This window comes from Clostridium sardiniense (assembly GCF_050584765.1).
Lineage (GTDB): Bacteria > Bacillota > Clostridia > Clostridiales > Clostridiaceae > Clostridium > Clostridium sardiniense_A.
Window position 1 is genome coordinate 1,886,716 of record NZ_JBNOOR010000001.1, and the last position, 15,270, is coordinate 1,901,985.

Genomic DNA, 15,270 nt, shown 5'->3' on the forward strand with positions numbered 1-15,270 from the left:
TTATTATATTAGTATGTACTTAAATATTATATTGCAACAATATAAATTTTTCTTTATAAAAAAATAAAAATAGCTCTAAATAATATTCTCTATTCACAGCTATTTTTATAATTAATTATTTCATATCTAGAACTGCTAGTCCATTATTAAAATATTCATTAAGTGCAGTATTCTCTATAATACTTGCTACTTCTGATTCTTTATCGCCCCAACCTTTAAACACATCAAATGTAGTCATTGTTCTTTTATATAATTCAAGTGGTGTATGTATACAATTGTTTGATTCATTTTTTCCTATATGCAATATCACCTTAATATCCTTGATTATTTTCATATCCAATCTGCTTAAATAATCTACAATATCACTTTTAGTATCTTTGATACATTCTTTATCATTTTCACAATATTCATTAAAGATTCGTGAAATATTCTGAAATTCTACATAATAATCCCTTAGCATTATGTCCAACCCCCTATTAGTCTTTAAATATACAAATTATCTAGGACTTATCCCTTTAATAATCTGTTAATAATATGATTATACTACCAAAAAAAATAATTTCAATCACTATTTTTTTACATTAATGTTCACTATTAAAGTTTGTACCGCAATTTATACCTTTAAATTACATTTTTTCACTTTTTATATCACACTACGAATTTAAATCACATAATATAATCATGAACTAAGCTTTATTGAAAGGATGAAAATATTAAATGCGTGATTATTATAAAGTAATGCCAGATTATGAAAGTAGTGATTCTAAAAAAAATTGTTATGCAAAAGCATATGTATTACCTCAAGTATACGAAAACCTATTCACAATAAATTCAGCATTAAAAAAAGGTACTATATTTAAAGATCTTTATAAACCTTATCATGAAAAATAAATTATTGGAGGTAATTATATGTCTAAACAAGAATTATTAGAAAAAATTATGAAGCATCAATTTTATGCTATTGACTTAAATCTTTATCTTGATAACTTCCCTGATAATAAGCAAGCTGCTGAAGATTATGCAGCAATATCTAGTAATTTAAATTGCTTAATATGTAAGTATGAAAATCTTTATGGACCACTTACTAATTTTGGTTCAGCTTTTGTAGAAAATCCAGAGGCTTGGACAGATACTCCATGGCCTTGGGAAAATTGTTAAAAGGGAGGATTTATTAATTTATGTGGTATTACGTAAAAACATTAGAATATCCTATTAATCTAAAATCTAATGATCTTAAAATGGCAAAATTTCTTATATCTCAATATGGGGGACCAGATGGTGAATTAGGTGCAGCTCTAAGATATTTAAATCAACGCTTTACAATGCCGACAGGTAAATCTAAAGCATTACTAACCGATATAGGAACTGAAGAAATGGCACACGTTGAAATGATAGGAACTATGGTATATCAATTAATGGAAAATGCCTCACTTGATGAAATTAAAAAAGCAGGTCTTGGTGGTCATTATACTGATCATGGAAAAGCTTTATTCTATACAGATGCTACTGGAAATCCATGGACAGCTACTTATATCCAAGCTAAAGGCGATGTTATTGCAGATCTTCACGAAGATATGGCAGCAGAAGAAAAAGCTAGGGCAACTTATCAATGGTTAATAAACTTAACAGATGACTACGAAATAAAAGAAATATTAAAATTCTTAAGAGAAAGAGAGATTGTTCATTTCCAAAGATTTGGAGAGGCTTTAGTAAACGTTCAAGAAAATATGGACAAAATTAAACATTAAATAATTTATAATTAAATAATCTTCATATAACTTTATAAGACTTTTCATCTATAATATACTGATATTAATCAAAAGATAAATTATGGAGTGATTTATATATGAAGACTTTATTAAAGAGTACTATTTTTCTAAAGACAATAATTTATTTTCTTGGATTAATAGTATTCTTTTCTTATTGGCATATATTTGGAGTTTGTAATGCTTGTGTGGGTGTTACAGTTGTTAAAGGAAGCATAACACTATTAAATAAAGATCTAACAGGAAACCCAATTAAAAATTCAATTACATTTTTAATCGTATTCCTTTATATAGGTTTATTTTCTTATTTAGCAGCACTAAATATATATATTGGCTTATTTATAAATTTTTTCACTTTATTTATATTAACTTATAATTTTGTATCAAATCTAAATCAATCAATTTGGATTCCATTTGTATTTGGTTATCTTTATCTTTTAGTAAAACCTGTTTCTTACACTGAATTGCCTAAAAGACTCATTGCACTTGGAATTGGATCATTTTTTATAATTATTACTCAATATATATTAAATAGAAATTCATCCAAAGATAAAATCAAGAAAAATTTACTACTATTAGTAGATGCAATTTCAGATAAAATAAATTATCTAATAGACGGTAAAGATTTAACTAATAAAAAATTTAATGTTCTAGATTATATACATAACATAATTACAGCAATCTATAATAGAAGAACCTCTTATTTTTATATAGATGAACAAGATAGCATCCTATTAAATTTATCTTTATATATTGAGAATCTTAATTATTCAATTAGAAATATTGAACCTAATGATATAAATATAGAATCTAAAAAATTTTTAAAAGACTTATATATACTTATAGGAAATTTAACTAATTTTATTGAAAGTAAAAAATCATCCTCTTTATTGATAAATGAAATAGATAAATTCATAAATGTATATAAAGAATCATTTAAAAATAATTATACTTTTTTTAATATTATAGAAAATTTACGATTACTTAAATTTTCTTTAAATAACCTTTCATATTATAATCTAACTGATTACAAAGATAGACTTAATCCATTTAAAAGAATAAAAAGTTCTCTTAAGTTAAACTTTAATAAAAATAGTTTGAAATTTACTTATGCCTTTAAACTATCATTTTTATTATCTATCTCATATTTTTTAGTTGAATTTTTTAATATTCCACAAGGCAAATGGATTACTTTTACTATTTTTTCATTAGTTCAGCCATATATTGAAACTTCACAAAAAAGATTTGGTGGAAGATTTAAAGGAACTGTTTTGGGAATAATCTTATTTTCAATAATAGATATTTTACTTCCTTATACAACTATAAAAATACTTATTTTTATAATACTTTACTACATCTTTACAATAAGTAAAGATTATACACTAAAGATGCTGTGTACTACAACAGTTGGTATCGGTGTATTTTCTATGATAACAAGTGCGCCTGCTAAAGGAGACTTTTACAGATTTATATTTATGGCTATAGGTACTTTTATAGCCTATTTAGGAACAAAATATATATTCCCATATAGCCTTAAAGATGCATTAAAAAGACTTACTAAATCTTATTATTTGCTAGGTATTGATATGATTAAAGATATATTAAATGATAATATTAATATAGACTTAGCTTATAAGTTTAATGAAAAACTAATGATATCTAAACTATATGAGAGTAAAATAATAATAAATAATAGTACTATAAATTTAAATGAAATAAATAAATTCCTATACAATCAAAGAGCACTAAATAATGATATTTATTTTATCTTTTTTTCAATATTTAATAATGAAATAAATAAATGCGATTTACTTACTTTAAGAAATAATGTAACCCTTATAATAAATGACACTTCTATATCTTCTAATGATAAGTATTTATCCCTTGATTCAATTGATACAACTAAAGACTTTGAATCAATAAAAGATAGTGAAGAAAAATTGATTTATATTACTATATATAGAATAATTAAAAGGCTTAAAATATCTAATGGCTTAATTAATGATTTAAATAATATATTTAATAAAAAATAGAGACGTTAATTCGCCTCTATTTTTCATCTTTTATTTTTCTATAAAATCTATTACTTCTTCTACAGTTCCTGGAATTTTAAATATAATATTTTCATCTATTCTTAATTTACATTCTTCATCATTAATCTTTATTTGATTAAGTGTTAATTTACCTGGAGCTAACTCTTTATATCTTGTTGATGCAACATCAATCTTAAACTTTAAGTTTTTAGCTCCTGTAAGCTTTAATGATGTACCATGTTCACTATCATTTGACTTAACTCTTATACTTATTATATTGTTGCTTTTACTTTTACATCCTGCACTTTCAGCTGGAATACTTTCTATTGTAGCTTCTCCATGCATAGTCATCCATCCGCCACTTAACTCCATTTTAGTCATTAATTCTAATTTATATTCATCGCCTAATTTTTTAAGCAATCTTCCTAATTCATTTATAGTTAATTCAAACTTCATCTTAAATATATCCCTCACTTCTATTATCGTTGTTTATTTTATTATACAATTTTTATAAGATAAAAGATATGGTTTAATAATAATTATTATATATTTTATTTATTCATTTAGCACGTATTCTTTAATGGTTTCTATAACTCCATTGTCTACATTACTTTTAGCTATAAAGTTTCCATATTGTTTCATGTCCTCATTGGCATTCTCCATAACGAAGCTATAATAAGCCTTTTTTAACATTTCCACATCATTATAAAAATCTCCAAATACCATAGTTTCATCTCTAGATATATTAAAATCATTTTGAATTTTTTCTAAAGCATTACCTTTATTTATATTTTGATTCATTATATCTAACCAAACAGCACCTGACACTACTACACTAAGATCTTGTCCAAATCTTGGCTCTAAAACTTTATAAGAGTTCTTAGCAGAATTACCTAAATCACAAATAGCTATTTTAAATATATCATCATCAACATCACATAAATCTTCAACTATATATTTTTTATTATAATATTTATCTATTTCTTTATTAAATTCATCAGAACATTCTGTTTGATAAGCGCCCTTTTTTCCACATAAAACTATTTGTATATCTTTTATATCTGAACAAACTTTTATTATATTTTTAACTTCTTCTTTATCAATAATTTCAACACTTGATATCTCATTGTCTTCTACTACAAAAGCGCCATTATCACATATATAGTAAAGTTTATCTTTCATCTCTTTAAATGTTTCCTTAAGGTTAACATAAGAACGTCCACTAGCAACAACAAACTTTACATTTTTTTTAATTAATTTATTTAAAATATCAAAAAATTCTTTTGGTAGTTGTCCATTCTCATTTAATAAAGTTCCATCCATATCTGTTGCAATTAATTTTATCATATTACCTACTCCTGTCTACTTACTCTTTTGCTATTATCAATAATCTTTATTTATAAATTAGTAAATCTCTAATTCTAAGTTTTCATTTTGTTTACATTTTTATTATATCATATTGTTTGTTATTGTTTATTATTATTTTTAAATTATTACTATTTTACAACTATTATTATTTTATATCAATCAAATATAAAATTTCAGTAATTAATATAAATTCCACATTATAAATCATATTTACCAAATAAATTTTATAAAAATAAAACACTAACTCTTATTAGAATTAGCGTTTATTATATATCTATATTAATTAAATTAATGTATCTTTTTTATCATATGAAAATATTTATGGTTATTTATTAGAATCTCTTTATCAACTCTATAACCCAATTTACTATAAAGATTGTATGCACGTACATTTTCTATATCTACATTTAGAGAAACCTTTTTATGGCCTCTTTCCTTACTTATTTTTTCTACTCCTTTAATAAGATCTGTTCCAAGACCTTTCCCTCTAAAGTTTTTTGAAACTGATAAAGTATCTATATAGAATTCATCCTCTTCTGCTTCTTTATCAAAGAAATGAATTTCTTTCCCTGTATTTTCTCTCAAGTTATAAATAATTGGACTATCTAACTTTTTAGCATCATTTCCATGATAGCAAACAATTACCCCTGCAAACTTCCCCTCTACTTCTTTTACAAGTGTGTTCTCAAAACTTAGACGATTGCCTCTCTTTTTAAATAAGTATTCTAAATTTTCAACTACCTCACTTTCTGTTTTTCCCCCAGTTAACATAAAAGCTATATCATACATTGCATTTAATAGTAATGGTACAACTCGCTTTACGTCTTCTTTTTCTGCTTGTCTTATCATTCTTATCACCTTTCTATTTGCTTATTGCTAATGAAAAATTTATTTTCATTATACTTACTTCAACATTAAAGTCATTAACTCCTCCTTTTAGTATATAAATTTCATTTTATTAATGCCATGTTTTATATCTATCTATAACGCTTTACATATTAAGCTTATACTACTGGTGTAGCACTTAATATGAAACTCCTTTAAAGAATTAAATTTAAAATGATTGTTTCAAAAATACCTTGTAAAAAATTATAAACACTCTATCTTTAATATGATAAATAAAAAAATACTACCATGTTATAAACACATGGTAGTATTTTTTATTAATTGCCTTTAACTAAATTTAATCTTAAACTATTTGGCATTGCTTTAAGTATGCTAAATACCGCAAAAAAGCTAATTCCCTTATCTAATAAATCAGTAAAGATTTGTGTAGAGAATACTGATGCTATTATATTTACTCCTGAATTTTTAAGTATAGTGACTAATATACTTGAACCTGATGAAGTAACTCCATTAAATACTATAGCCGCAATAACAGAAGCTGTAATTGATCCTAAAACTGTAATTAATATTATAGATAAAATAGATTTTATCCCATTAAACTTACCACTTCTAAATAATAAGCCTGTGCTTACTCCTACAACTAACTGTACTGGAATAAAGAAAAATGATATTGGATCGAATGTTGCACCATTAACTATAGATGTTAATATTCCAACTATCCCTCCACATATTGGCCCTAGAGTTACGGCTGACATAATTGTTCCTATTGTATCTATATATATAGGCAGCTTTAATGTTAGTGCTATAAAACCTCCCAAGATATTGATAACTATACATAATGCCATAAATACGATCATACTTACATTAATTTTTTTCATTTCTTATCTCTCTCTTTCTTACTACATATATCCTATTTCATCTATTATTTATGCTACTAATAACTGTATTTATCAGAATTTAAAACAATATCTATATCTTTTATATGCTCTTTAAATAACCTACCTAAAAACATTCTCATAAACCTTTTAGAGTCAACTTTTCTTAAAACTAAGCAGTTTGGATTCTTCCTATAGAAATTTCCTTCATCAACTAAACTCATGCCTATAGCCTTACCTTCAGTTACTATATCGACATAATACTCTTCTCCAGTACAAAGACTTCTATCTATAAAATATGCAACTGCAAGTGGATCATTTATAACACAGCCAAGGGTTCTCTCTTGCATCCAATGGAAATCTAAATAGAATCTAGTTATATCAACAATTAAATCTCCCAATGGTTCATTGAACTGTTTTATCATTTCAATATAGTTAGGAGTCAATACTATCTCTCTTGTTACATCTAATCCAACCATTGTTATATTTTTTCCTAGTTCATTAAAAACTTTCTCTGCCCCATGAGGATCTACCCAAAAATTAAACTCCGCAACTTGTGAGCAATTTCCGTGACTTTTAAAGGCTCCCCCCATCAAAACTAATTCTTTTAAATTTTTCATAGCTTCTTTATCTGTATCAATAGCTTTTGCTATATTAGTAAGTGGACCTAATGCAATTATTGATAAATCCTCTTCACTTTTTAATGATTCAATTATAAAATCTACTGCCCCTTCTTTGTAGGATACTTCTGTCACTTCCTCTAAAAAAGTTTCTCCAAGTCCATCTTCTCCATGGGTATCTTCTGCTGTAATCAGTTCTCTTTTTATTGGATTTACCTCTCCTATGTATACATCCACATCTAATCTATTAAGCTTCTTTAGTATCTTTAATGCATTCTTTGCCCCCTTTTCTCCATGTACATTTCCAGATACAATTGTAATTCCTAATACATCAAGCTCCTCTGAATTTAGTGCTAGCATAATAGCTAGTGAATCATCTATTCCAGGATCACAATCTATTATTACCTTTTTTTTATTCATAAAAAACGCTCCTTTTATATAATTAATTGCATAAAAAAATGCCTTGAGACTATCTCAAAGCATTAAAATAAAACTAAAAAAGGTTGCACGAAAAGACCGTGCAACCTATTAAAGTCATGTTTGCCTAGTTTTTTATAGAGGGATGGTCTCGAACCTCTACCACTTAGTGGATTTCTTTTTATTTATTTTTCTATTCTAAATTTACTACAATTACATCATATTTTCAAGATATTTTTCTTCTTGCATTTTTTTATAAACTAATTTATAAACCCAAAGCCCATTTAATAATAAAAGTGCACTTGTAATAAAGAATATATATTTAATTCCAAATATAGCAGCTACTTGTCCACCTAATATTGAACCTCCAAAAGTCCCAAAATATTGTGCAGACATATTAAATCCAAAGGCTCTTCCAACAATCTTATCTGGTGTTATTTTTTTAATTATTGCATTTATTGATGGATTAAGTCCAGCTGCTGATAATCCTAAGAAAAACCTAAGCCCCATAAGTTGCAATGGATTTTTAACGAACGCCTGTGGTATAAATATAATTCCAGCAAATATAAGAGCTACTAGCATAACTTTATGTGCACCAATCCTATCTGATAATCTACCGAGTCTCCTTGCTGCTAAAATGTTTGCAAGTCCTGATGTTGAAAATACCATCCCAGAAATAAATGCAATATTAGTAGCATTTTTAGATAAGTCTGTTACATATACAGTTATAATAGGCTCTATGGAATAAAATGCTAACTGAAGAACAAATGATGTTACAAACATTGCAATCATTAAATTCTTATTAGGAATAATGTCCCATACCTCTTTAAATTTAAGTGCTTTTTCTTTTGATACGTGAAAATCTTCTTTTACAAATAATATAGTAGCTATAAATACTATTAATAATAATACTCCCGTTATAAAGAAAACACTCCTTATTCCTGTTGTTCCTTCTAAATACCCTCCTATCATAGGTCCAAGTAATGAACCTGCAACCCCAGCAGTTGATAAGGTGCCAAGTGCAGTTCCAGCGTGCTCTCTATCAGTTTGTGTCGCAATAAGTGTAGTACATGCTGTACTATATCCAGATATAGTTCCTTGTAGAAGTCTAAGACCTATTAGAACATATACATTATGTACAAAACCCATAAGTAAAACTACAATAGCCATTCCGAGACTTGCCCGTAAAAGCATAGGTTTTCTCCCATATTTATCAGCAAGTTTTCCCCAAATAGGCGAGAATATCCCTGATATTACAAAGGTAACCCCAAAGGCTATACCTGATAATTGTTCAATCATTGTAACATCACTTATACCAAGCTGCTTTATGTATATAGGTAAAATAGGTGCTATTTGGCTCATTCCTACCATTGTTATAAATGTTCCAAACCAACAAATTACTAGATTTCTTTTCCAATTCTCCATGAATTGTTTATCACCTCCGTTATTTTATTGTTCCTATATAACCTCTTTTCTCATAAATAAATTTTGCATTATATTACATAAAATTTATTATATCATAGTAATAACTAATAATTATTGCTATTAAATGTTAGTTTTAAGAATAATTTTTTAATAAATAAAAGAGTATCACTTTTAACTGATACTCTTTAGATATACAAGTATGATATTTACTAAATAAATAAAATTAAACTTATTGCCATAACTGCCATTCCTGCTACTAACCCATATATTGATAAATGATGTTCTCCATACTTCCTAGCTGTTGGAAGAAGCTCATCAATTGATATAAATACCATAATACCAGCAACTGCTGCAAGTAAAATTCCTAAAGTTACATCATTAAAAATATTTCTAAGCAATACATATCCAATAATAGCTCCTACTGGCTCTGACATCCCTGATAAAAATGAATATATAAAGGCTTTTTTCCTATCTCCAGTTGCATAATAAATAGGTACAGAAACTGATATGCCTTCTGGAATATTATGAATAGCTATAGCTACAGTTATTGGTATTGCAAGGCTAACATTATCCAGTGCTGAAACAAATGTTGCAAGTCCTTCTGGAAAATTGTGTATTCCAATTGCAAGTGCTGTAACTAATCCAGTTCTTAAAAGCACTTTGTCTTGTTTTGATTTATTATTAGTAATATCTAAACTATTAACATCTTCTATTGCTTTTACTTCATGGGGATTTTCTTCCTTTGGAACAAGCTTGTCTATAATTGCTATAATTGCTATTCCTGCAAAGAATGAAACTACAGTTATTATATTGCCAGCTTTAACTCCCATTGCACCAATTAATGACTCTTTAGCCCCTTGAAATATTTCTACCATTGAAACATATATCATAACTCCTGCTGAAAATCCTAAACTTACACAAAGAAATTTTGTATTAGTCTTTTTAGCAAAGAATGCTATACAACTTCCTATTCCTGTTGCTAATCCTGCAATTAGTGTTAGTAAAAATGCCATTGCTACATTACTCATATCATCCCCTCCTTTATTGATAATTATTATCAATTATAACCTTTTTACTCGGATTTGTCTACCTTAAAAATATTATTCTAAATATCCATCATTAAAAATCACATCTATCATGTGCCTTCTGTACTTCTCTCTATGTATTTTCAGGCATATTGTTGCATTATATAGTTCTCCATTCTTTTTCTTTATGCTATAAAACATTTGACCATAATTCTCTTCATTATCAGTTTCAACTGTTACATATACCTCTTCTGTCTTCTCTACAATATCTGGCCATATTGTAGCTGCTATAGCTGTAGGGTCTGCTAAATCAAATACTTCATTCCCCATATTTTCATTAAATTTTTTAATAGATTTTGTGATTCTTAATATAAATTTTGTTGTGAAGAAGTTACTTTCTTGCAAATTCTTAAGACTATCCTCTCCTACAAATGTATCTCTTGTAATAACATCTAAACCTACTAAAAATTTAGGTACATTTAAATCTAATACTATACTTAATGCTTCAGCATCAACATATGCATTAAATTCTGCTGTTTCTGTAGTATTTCCTGGTGTATTGGGTCCCGATCCAACCATTAATGTCATTGATTTAAGTTTTTCCATTGTTTTCGGAGCTCTTAAGCATGCCATGGCAACATTAGTAAGAGGTCCAAGTGTTATAAGTTCTATGTCATATGGATTTTCTTCTATTAATCTTATTAGAGCACATACTGCATGTTCTTTTTCTGGCTTTAATTTAGAAGGAAATAAATACGTATTCCCCATTCCATCCTCTCCATGAACATTTTCAGCTTTAACAAGTTTTCTACAAAGTGGCTCTGACATTCCTATATATACAGGTGGTCTATACGTGTTTGCAACTTGTACTGCAATTAATGCATTTTTAACTGCTTGCTTTAATTCTACATTTCCAGCCACAACAGTAAGTGCTAAGACTTCTATATTTTTTGCTCTTAATGCTGCAATTATAGCAACAACATCATCTGTTGCAGTATCAGTATCAATTATAAATTTTCTCATAATTAACCCCCTAGAACAATTAAAATACTATAAGAAATTTATATACTCTTATAGTATTTATATAGTAAAGCTCTTGTGATGCAATTTATATTGCTTTTTCAGTATTTAGTGTTTTAGAAATTCTCTCTCATATGATAAAAAGTAGAAAACTTACTTAAAAGTTTTCTACTTTTCTCTTTTATTGTTATTTTTATAATAATATCCTAATTAATATTATTGCAAATATAACTTGACATATTCCTACTAATACTCCATATAACAATGCTTTTGGTCCTTCTTTTACAAGATCTCTTATCTTTACCCTCATTCCTATACCTGCTAAGGCTATAATTTCGAAATTACCACTTATCCATTTACATAATTTTGATAAAAAATCTGGAACTATTCCTATTGTATAAAGAATACAAACTATAAAAAAGCCTGTTATAAACCAAGGTATATTAATCTTCTTATTCTTCTTATCAATATTTATATTTTCATTATCTCTTACTCTCTTATCAACTTTTATATTTTTATTATATTCTGAAATATGTATCTTCTCATAAGCCAATACAACCACTATGAGTAATATAATTCTAATTATTTTAAATACTGTAGCTAATCCTACAACACTATCTCCAACAAATTTAGCTGAACCAATTACTTGTCCTACAGATTGCAAGGTTCCTCCAATAATAGCTGATGTTCGAAGTGTATCATTTGAATATAATGATGATGCTATTAACGGTAATGTTATCATTAATATTGTTCCTATTATATTTACTATAGTTATTGATATAACCTTATCTGAATCATCTGCCTCAATAACCGGTGCTGTAGCTGCTATGGCAGAAGATCCACATACAGCATTACCTGATGCCATAAGAAGACAATACTTTTTATTAAACTTAAGTCTTCTACCAATAAAATAGGCTATACATATTGTTAAAGTCATTTGTATAATTATAAAAGTTACTCCACTAAAGCCTAAACTTAATATTTCAGTTAAATTTATATTTGCTCCCATGAGTACTATTGAATAATTTAAAAGGTCTTTTTCTGCAAATTTTGTTCCATCCTCATATTTTTTATTATGAAAAATTGTATTTCCAACTATTATTCCTATAAATATTGCAAATGTCGCAGCTCCAATTGTAGTAAAATTTTTTCCAAGCACTTCTGATATTATTCCAATAATTATACAAATTATTATTCCTGGAATTATTTTTCTTATTTTGTTCAATTATATATCTCCTCTATGTATATTTTCTTCTTCAAATTATACATAAAGTTTTTCTTAAGTAAAATATTATTATGTTATATATATTATAAGTATATACTTATATGCATTTCACTATTAATAAAATTTGATACAAACCCTTATTAATAATATTTAATATATAGATCTTTTAATGCTCATTTATTGAATTAATTTTTTTATTTATATTATTGACATTAACGCTACGTAAAGGTATATAGTTATCTTATCAGGAGGTGGCAATATGGAATATACAGTACAAAAACTAAGCAGACTAGCAGGAGTTAGTACTAGAACTTTAAGATATTACGATGAAATTGGAATTCTTAAGCCGGCAAGAATCAATTCATCTGGATATAGAATTTATGGTGAAGAAGAAATTGATATTCTACAACAAATTCTTTTTTATAAGGAACTTGGTATAAACCTAGATGCTATAAAATCAATATTAGAAGATCCTTCATTTAATAAATTAACTTCTCTTAAAGATCATCATAGCAAACTTCTTGAAAAAAGAAAGCAATTAGACTTGCTTATAACAAATGTTGAGCAAACTATTGCTTCAGTAAAAGGAGATGTAAAAATGGCTAATAAAGAAAAATTTAAAGGTTTTAAACAAAAAATGATAGATGATAATGAAAAAAAATATGGAAAAGAAATTAGAGAAAATTATGGTAATGATACAATAGATAAATCAAATAAGCTTTTTGCTAATATGAGTGAAGAAGATTATAATAAATTTACTTCTCTTTCAGAGGAAATAAATAAAACTCTTTTAGAGGCATTTAAAACTAACGACCCATCAAGTGAATTAGCCCAAAAAGTGGCTAATATGCATAAGGAATGGTTATTATATACTTGGCCTAAATATAGCAAAGAAGCGCATGCAGGTCTCGCACAAATGTATGTTGATGATGAAAGATTCAAAGCTTATTATGATAAAGACCAAGATGGTCTTGCAGAATTTTTAAGAGATTCAATATTAGTGTTTACTGGAATGAATGAATAAATAAATTAAATATCCATAAATTTAAAAGGACTAGGATTTACCTAGTCCTTTTGTTAATTCAAAGCTAAATCATTTAATTGTTCTAAATTCTCACCAGTTAATACTACTGTGTCACCTTCCATTATCATAGTGGAACCTTTTGGCACTAATACATTACCATCACGTTTTATCATAACAATTAAAATTTCTTCTGGTATATCTGAATCCATAATTGACTTATTTGCATACTTACTATCTTTTTTAACCTTAATTTCTAATAACTTCGTGCTTTTTTCACTTTCATAGTCATTAAATGTTTTTAATACTGGTGACTCATTATCTACTAGCTCAAGCTTCTTAGCTACCGCCGGCACAAGTGTTCCCTGAACAGCAACTGAGAATAATGCTAAAAAGAATATTATATGAAATATATCATTGTTTATTGGTACTCCATAAGTTACAGCAAAAATTGCAAATACCATAGATGCTGCACCTCTAAGCCCTACCCATGATATAAATAATTTTTCCTTAAAGCTCATATTAAAGAAACTTAATATCCCAAATACCGCAATAGGTCTTGCAATTATAATCATAAATAATGATATTGATATACCTTTAAATGCAACTGCCGGTAACTGTGAAGGAAATGCTAATAATCCAAGTATAAAGAATAACATTATTTGCATTATCCATGATATACCATCAAAGAAATGAACAAGACTCTTTTTATGAGGTATTTTTTTATTACCTATTATTATACCTGCAATATATACACTTAAATATCCATTTCCTCCTAAATATTCACTTAAAGCATAGGCTAAAACTGCAACTGCTGTAACGAATATTGGATAAAAGCCTTCTATTTCGAAATTTGCACGTTTTAATAAATATACAGTTCCCTTTGCTAGAATTGCTCCACATAGTACTCCAACTATTATTTGAGTTAACAGCATTGGCACTATTGATCCATAACCATTTCCAGCCATTAATCCTAATATGATTATCGTTAACATATATGCAAATGGATCATTACTACCACTTTCAACTTCTAAAATTGATGCTAAAGAACCTTTTAAATTTAATTTCTGAGAACGCAAAATTGCAAAGACTGCTGCTGCATCTGTGGATGCAATTACTGAACCTATAAGCAATCCCTCTAATATAGTTGTCTTAAACACCCAGAAACAAAATAATCCAGTAAGTCCTGCTGTTATGACAACTCCTATTGTTGATAGTAGTACAGATTGTACTGCGACAGGTTTGGCCATCTTCCAATTGGTACCAAAACCTCCATAGAACATTATAAAAATTAATGCAATTGAACATAATTGACTTGTTAATTCGTAATTGTCAAAATATATTCCTATAACTCCATCTGAGCCAAATAACATTCCAAATATGATGAAAATTAAAAGAATAGGTACCCCAAATTTGTATAAAATCTTAGTAGAGGTTACACATACTAGTAGAATCAAAGCGCAAATGATCATCAAGTTTATCACATCTACCACCTCCAAAATATATTTATATACAAGTAAAATTTAATTATATAAGTAGATATTTCCTTCTACTAAATTCAATAAATTTTACTGAATATTTCAAATATTAATATAATTGTATTATAATTCGTTAAAAATATAAAGTTTT

General features: G+C 27.2%; 16 protein-coding genes and 1 riboswitch. Of the genes, 5 read left to right on the forward strand and 11 right to left on the reverse strand.

Annotated elements, in window-relative coordinates:
* Window positions 1–115: 115 nt before the first annotated feature.
* Entirely contained in the window at window positions 116–460 is a 345-nt protein-coding gene (locus ACQPUW_RS09310) for a hypothetical protein (protein ID WP_430837165.1), read from the reverse strand.
* A gap of 257 nt (window positions 461–717) precedes the next feature.
* On the opposite strand from ACQPUW_RS09310, the gene ACQPUW_RS09315 reads away from it, so the two are divergent.
* The 4 genes from ACQPUW_RS09315 to ACQPUW_RS09330 all read left to right on the forward strand — a co-directional run bounded on the left by ACQPUW_RS09315 (window position 718) and on the right by ACQPUW_RS09330 (window position 3,799).
* A complete protein-coding gene (locus ACQPUW_RS09315) occupies window positions 718–891 on the forward strand; it encodes a spore coat associated protein CotJA (protein ID WP_430837166.1) in 174 nt (57 codons plus the stop codon).
* A gap of 18 nt (window positions 892–909) precedes the next feature.
* The gene (locus ACQPUW_RS09320) at window positions 910–1,158 is read left to right on the forward strand and encodes a spore coat protein CotJB (protein ID WP_430837167.1); all 249 of its coding nucleotides are present in this window, start codon (window positions 910–912) and stop codon (window positions 1,156–1,158) included.
* A 20-nt stretch (window positions 1,159–1,178) separates the two neighbouring features.
* A complete protein-coding gene (locus ACQPUW_RS09325; RefSeq protein ID WP_430837168.1) occupies window positions 1,179–1,748 on the forward strand; it encodes a manganese catalase family protein in 570 nt (189 codons plus the stop codon).
* Window positions 1,749–1,846: 98 nt separating this feature from the next.
* Window positions 1,847–3,799: an FUSC family protein gene (locus ACQPUW_RS09330; protein WP_430837169.1), complete on the forward strand. Its 1,953-nt coding sequence runs from the start codon at window positions 1,847–1,849 to the stop codon at window positions 3,797–3,799.
* Between the two features lie 30 nt (window positions 3,800–3,829).
* Here the strand turns inward: ACQPUW_RS09330 and ACQPUW_RS09335 are convergent, their stop codons facing one another.
* The 9 genes from ACQPUW_RS09335 to ACQPUW_RS09375 all read right to left on the reverse strand — a co-directional run bounded on the left by ACQPUW_RS09335 (window position 3,830) and on the right by ACQPUW_RS09375 (window position 12,620).
* Complete coding sequence (locus tag ACQPUW_RS09335; RefSeq protein ID WP_430837170.1) at window positions 3,830–4,255, reverse strand: UDP-N-acetylglucosamine pyrophosphorylase; 426 nt, start codon at window positions 4,253–4,255, stop codon at window positions 3,830–3,832.
* A 99-nt stretch (window positions 4,256–4,354) separates the two neighbouring features.
* On the reverse strand, window positions 4,355–5,146 hold the full coding sequence (locus tag ACQPUW_RS09340; protein WP_430837171.1) for an HAD family hydrolase: 792 nt from the start codon (window positions 5,144–5,146) through the stop codon (window positions 4,355–4,357).
* A 309-nt stretch (window positions 5,147–5,455) separates the two neighbouring features.
* Complete coding sequence (locus ACQPUW_RS09345) at window positions 5,456–6,016, reverse strand: GNAT family N-acetyltransferase (protein ID WP_430837172.1); 561 nt, start codon at window positions 6,014–6,016, stop codon at window positions 5,456–5,458.
* A gap of 314 nt (window positions 6,017–6,330) precedes the next feature.
* Window positions 6,331–6,891 (reverse strand): ECF transporter S component, encoded by a 561-nt coding sequence (locus ACQPUW_RS09350; RefSeq protein ID WP_430837173.1) that lies wholly within the window; start codon window positions 6,889–6,891, stop codon window positions 6,331–6,333.
* 56 nt (window positions 6,892–6,947) lie between these two features.
* Entirely contained in the window at window positions 6,948–7,928 is a 981-nt protein-coding gene (locus ACQPUW_RS09355) for a nucleoside hydrolase (protein ID WP_430837174.1), read from the reverse strand.
* Window positions 7,929–8,046: 118 nt separating this feature from the next.
* Window positions 8,047–8,091, reverse strand: a riboswitch (PreQ1 riboswitch).
* 47 nt (window positions 8,092–8,138) lie between these two features.
* Entirely contained in the window at window positions 8,139–9,350 is a 1,212-nt protein-coding gene (locus tag ACQPUW_RS09360) for a multidrug efflux MFS transporter (protein ID WP_430837175.1), read from the reverse strand.
* Between the two features lie 209 nt (window positions 9,351–9,559).
* A complete protein-coding gene (gene zupT, locus ACQPUW_RS09365) occupies window positions 9,560–10,378 on the reverse strand; it encodes a zinc transporter ZupT (protein WP_430837176.1) in 819 nt (272 codons plus the stop codon).
* A 72-nt stretch (window positions 10,379–10,450) separates the two neighbouring features.
* Window positions 10,451–11,398: a nucleoside hydrolase gene (locus ACQPUW_RS09370; protein ID WP_430837177.1), complete on the reverse strand. Its 948-nt coding sequence runs from the start codon at window positions 11,396–11,398 to the stop codon at window positions 10,451–10,453.
* Between the two features lie 190 nt (window positions 11,399–11,588).
* Window positions 11,589–12,620 (reverse strand): YeiH family protein, encoded by a 1,032-nt coding sequence (locus ACQPUW_RS09375; RefSeq protein ID WP_430837178.1) that lies wholly within the window; start codon window positions 12,618–12,620, stop codon window positions 11,589–11,591.
* A gap of 259 nt (window positions 12,621–12,879) precedes the next feature.
* Between ACQPUW_RS09375 and ACQPUW_RS09380 the strand changes: the two genes are divergently transcribed.
* On the forward strand, window positions 12,880–13,644 hold the full coding sequence (locus ACQPUW_RS09380; protein WP_430837179.1) for a MerR family transcriptional regulator: 765 nt from the start codon (window positions 12,880–12,882) through the stop codon (window positions 13,642–13,644).
* A gap of 53 nt (window positions 13,645–13,697) precedes the next feature.
* Here the strand turns inward: ACQPUW_RS09380 and ACQPUW_RS09385 are convergent, their stop codons facing one another.
* Window positions 13,698–15,125, reverse strand: a complete 1,428-nt coding sequence (locus tag ACQPUW_RS09385; protein WP_430837180.1) for a potassium/proton antiporter — start codon at window positions 15,123–15,125, stop codon at window positions 13,698–13,700.
* Window positions 15,126–15,270: the final 145 nt, after the last annotated feature.

Excerpts from the sequence above, each read along its gene's own strand:
- ACQPUW_RS09310 (WP_430837165.1), bottom strand. The coding sequence starts at position 460 with ATGCTAAGGGATTATTATGTAGAATTTCAGAATATTTCACGAATCTTT.
- ACQPUW_RS09315 (WP_430837166.1), top strand. The coding sequence starts at position 718 with ATGCGTGATTATTATAAAGTAATGCCAGATTATGAAAGTAGTGATTCT.
- ACQPUW_RS09320 (WP_430837167.1), top strand. The coding sequence starts at position 910 with ATGTCTAAACAAGAATTATTAGAAAAAATTATGAAGCATCAATTTTAT.
- ACQPUW_RS09325 (WP_430837168.1), top strand. The coding sequence starts at position 1,179 with ATGTGGTATTACGTAAAAACATTAGAATATCCTATTAATCTAAAATCT.
- ACQPUW_RS09330 (WP_430837169.1), top strand. The coding sequence starts at position 1,847 with ATGAAGACTTTATTAAAGAGTACTATTTTTCTAAAGACAATAATTTAT.
- ACQPUW_RS09335 (WP_430837170.1), bottom strand. The coding sequence starts at position 4,255 with ATGAAGTTTGAATTAACTATAAATGAATTAGGAAGATTGCTTAAAAAA.
- ACQPUW_RS09340 (WP_430837171.1), bottom strand. The coding sequence starts at position 5,146 with ATGATAAAATTAATTGCAACAGATATGGATGGAACTTTATTAAATGAG.
- ACQPUW_RS09345 (WP_430837172.1), bottom strand. The coding sequence starts at position 6,016 with ATGATAAGACAAGCAGAAAAAGAAGACGTAAAGCGAGTTGTACCATTA.
- ACQPUW_RS09350 (WP_430837173.1), bottom strand. The coding sequence starts at position 6,891 with ATGAAAAAAATTAATGTAAGTATGATCGTATTTATGGCATTATGTATA.
- ACQPUW_RS09355 (WP_430837174.1), bottom strand. The coding sequence starts at position 7,928 with ATGAATAAAAAAAAGGTAATAATAGATTGTGATCCTGGAATAGATGAT.
- ACQPUW_RS09360 (WP_430837175.1), bottom strand. The coding sequence starts at position 9,350 with ATGGAGAATTGGAAAAGAAATCTAGTAATTTGTTGGTTTGGAACATTT.
- zupT (WP_430837176.1), bottom strand. The coding sequence starts at position 10,378 with ATGAGTAATGTAGCAATGGCATTTTTACTAACACTAATTGCAGGATTA.
- ACQPUW_RS09370 (WP_430837177.1), bottom strand. The coding sequence starts at position 11,398 with ATGAGAAAATTTATAATTGATACTGATACTGCAACAGATGATGTTGTT.
- ACQPUW_RS09380 (WP_430837179.1), top strand. The coding sequence starts at position 12,880 with ATGGAATATACAGTACAAAAACTAAGCAGACTAGCAGGAGTTAGTACT.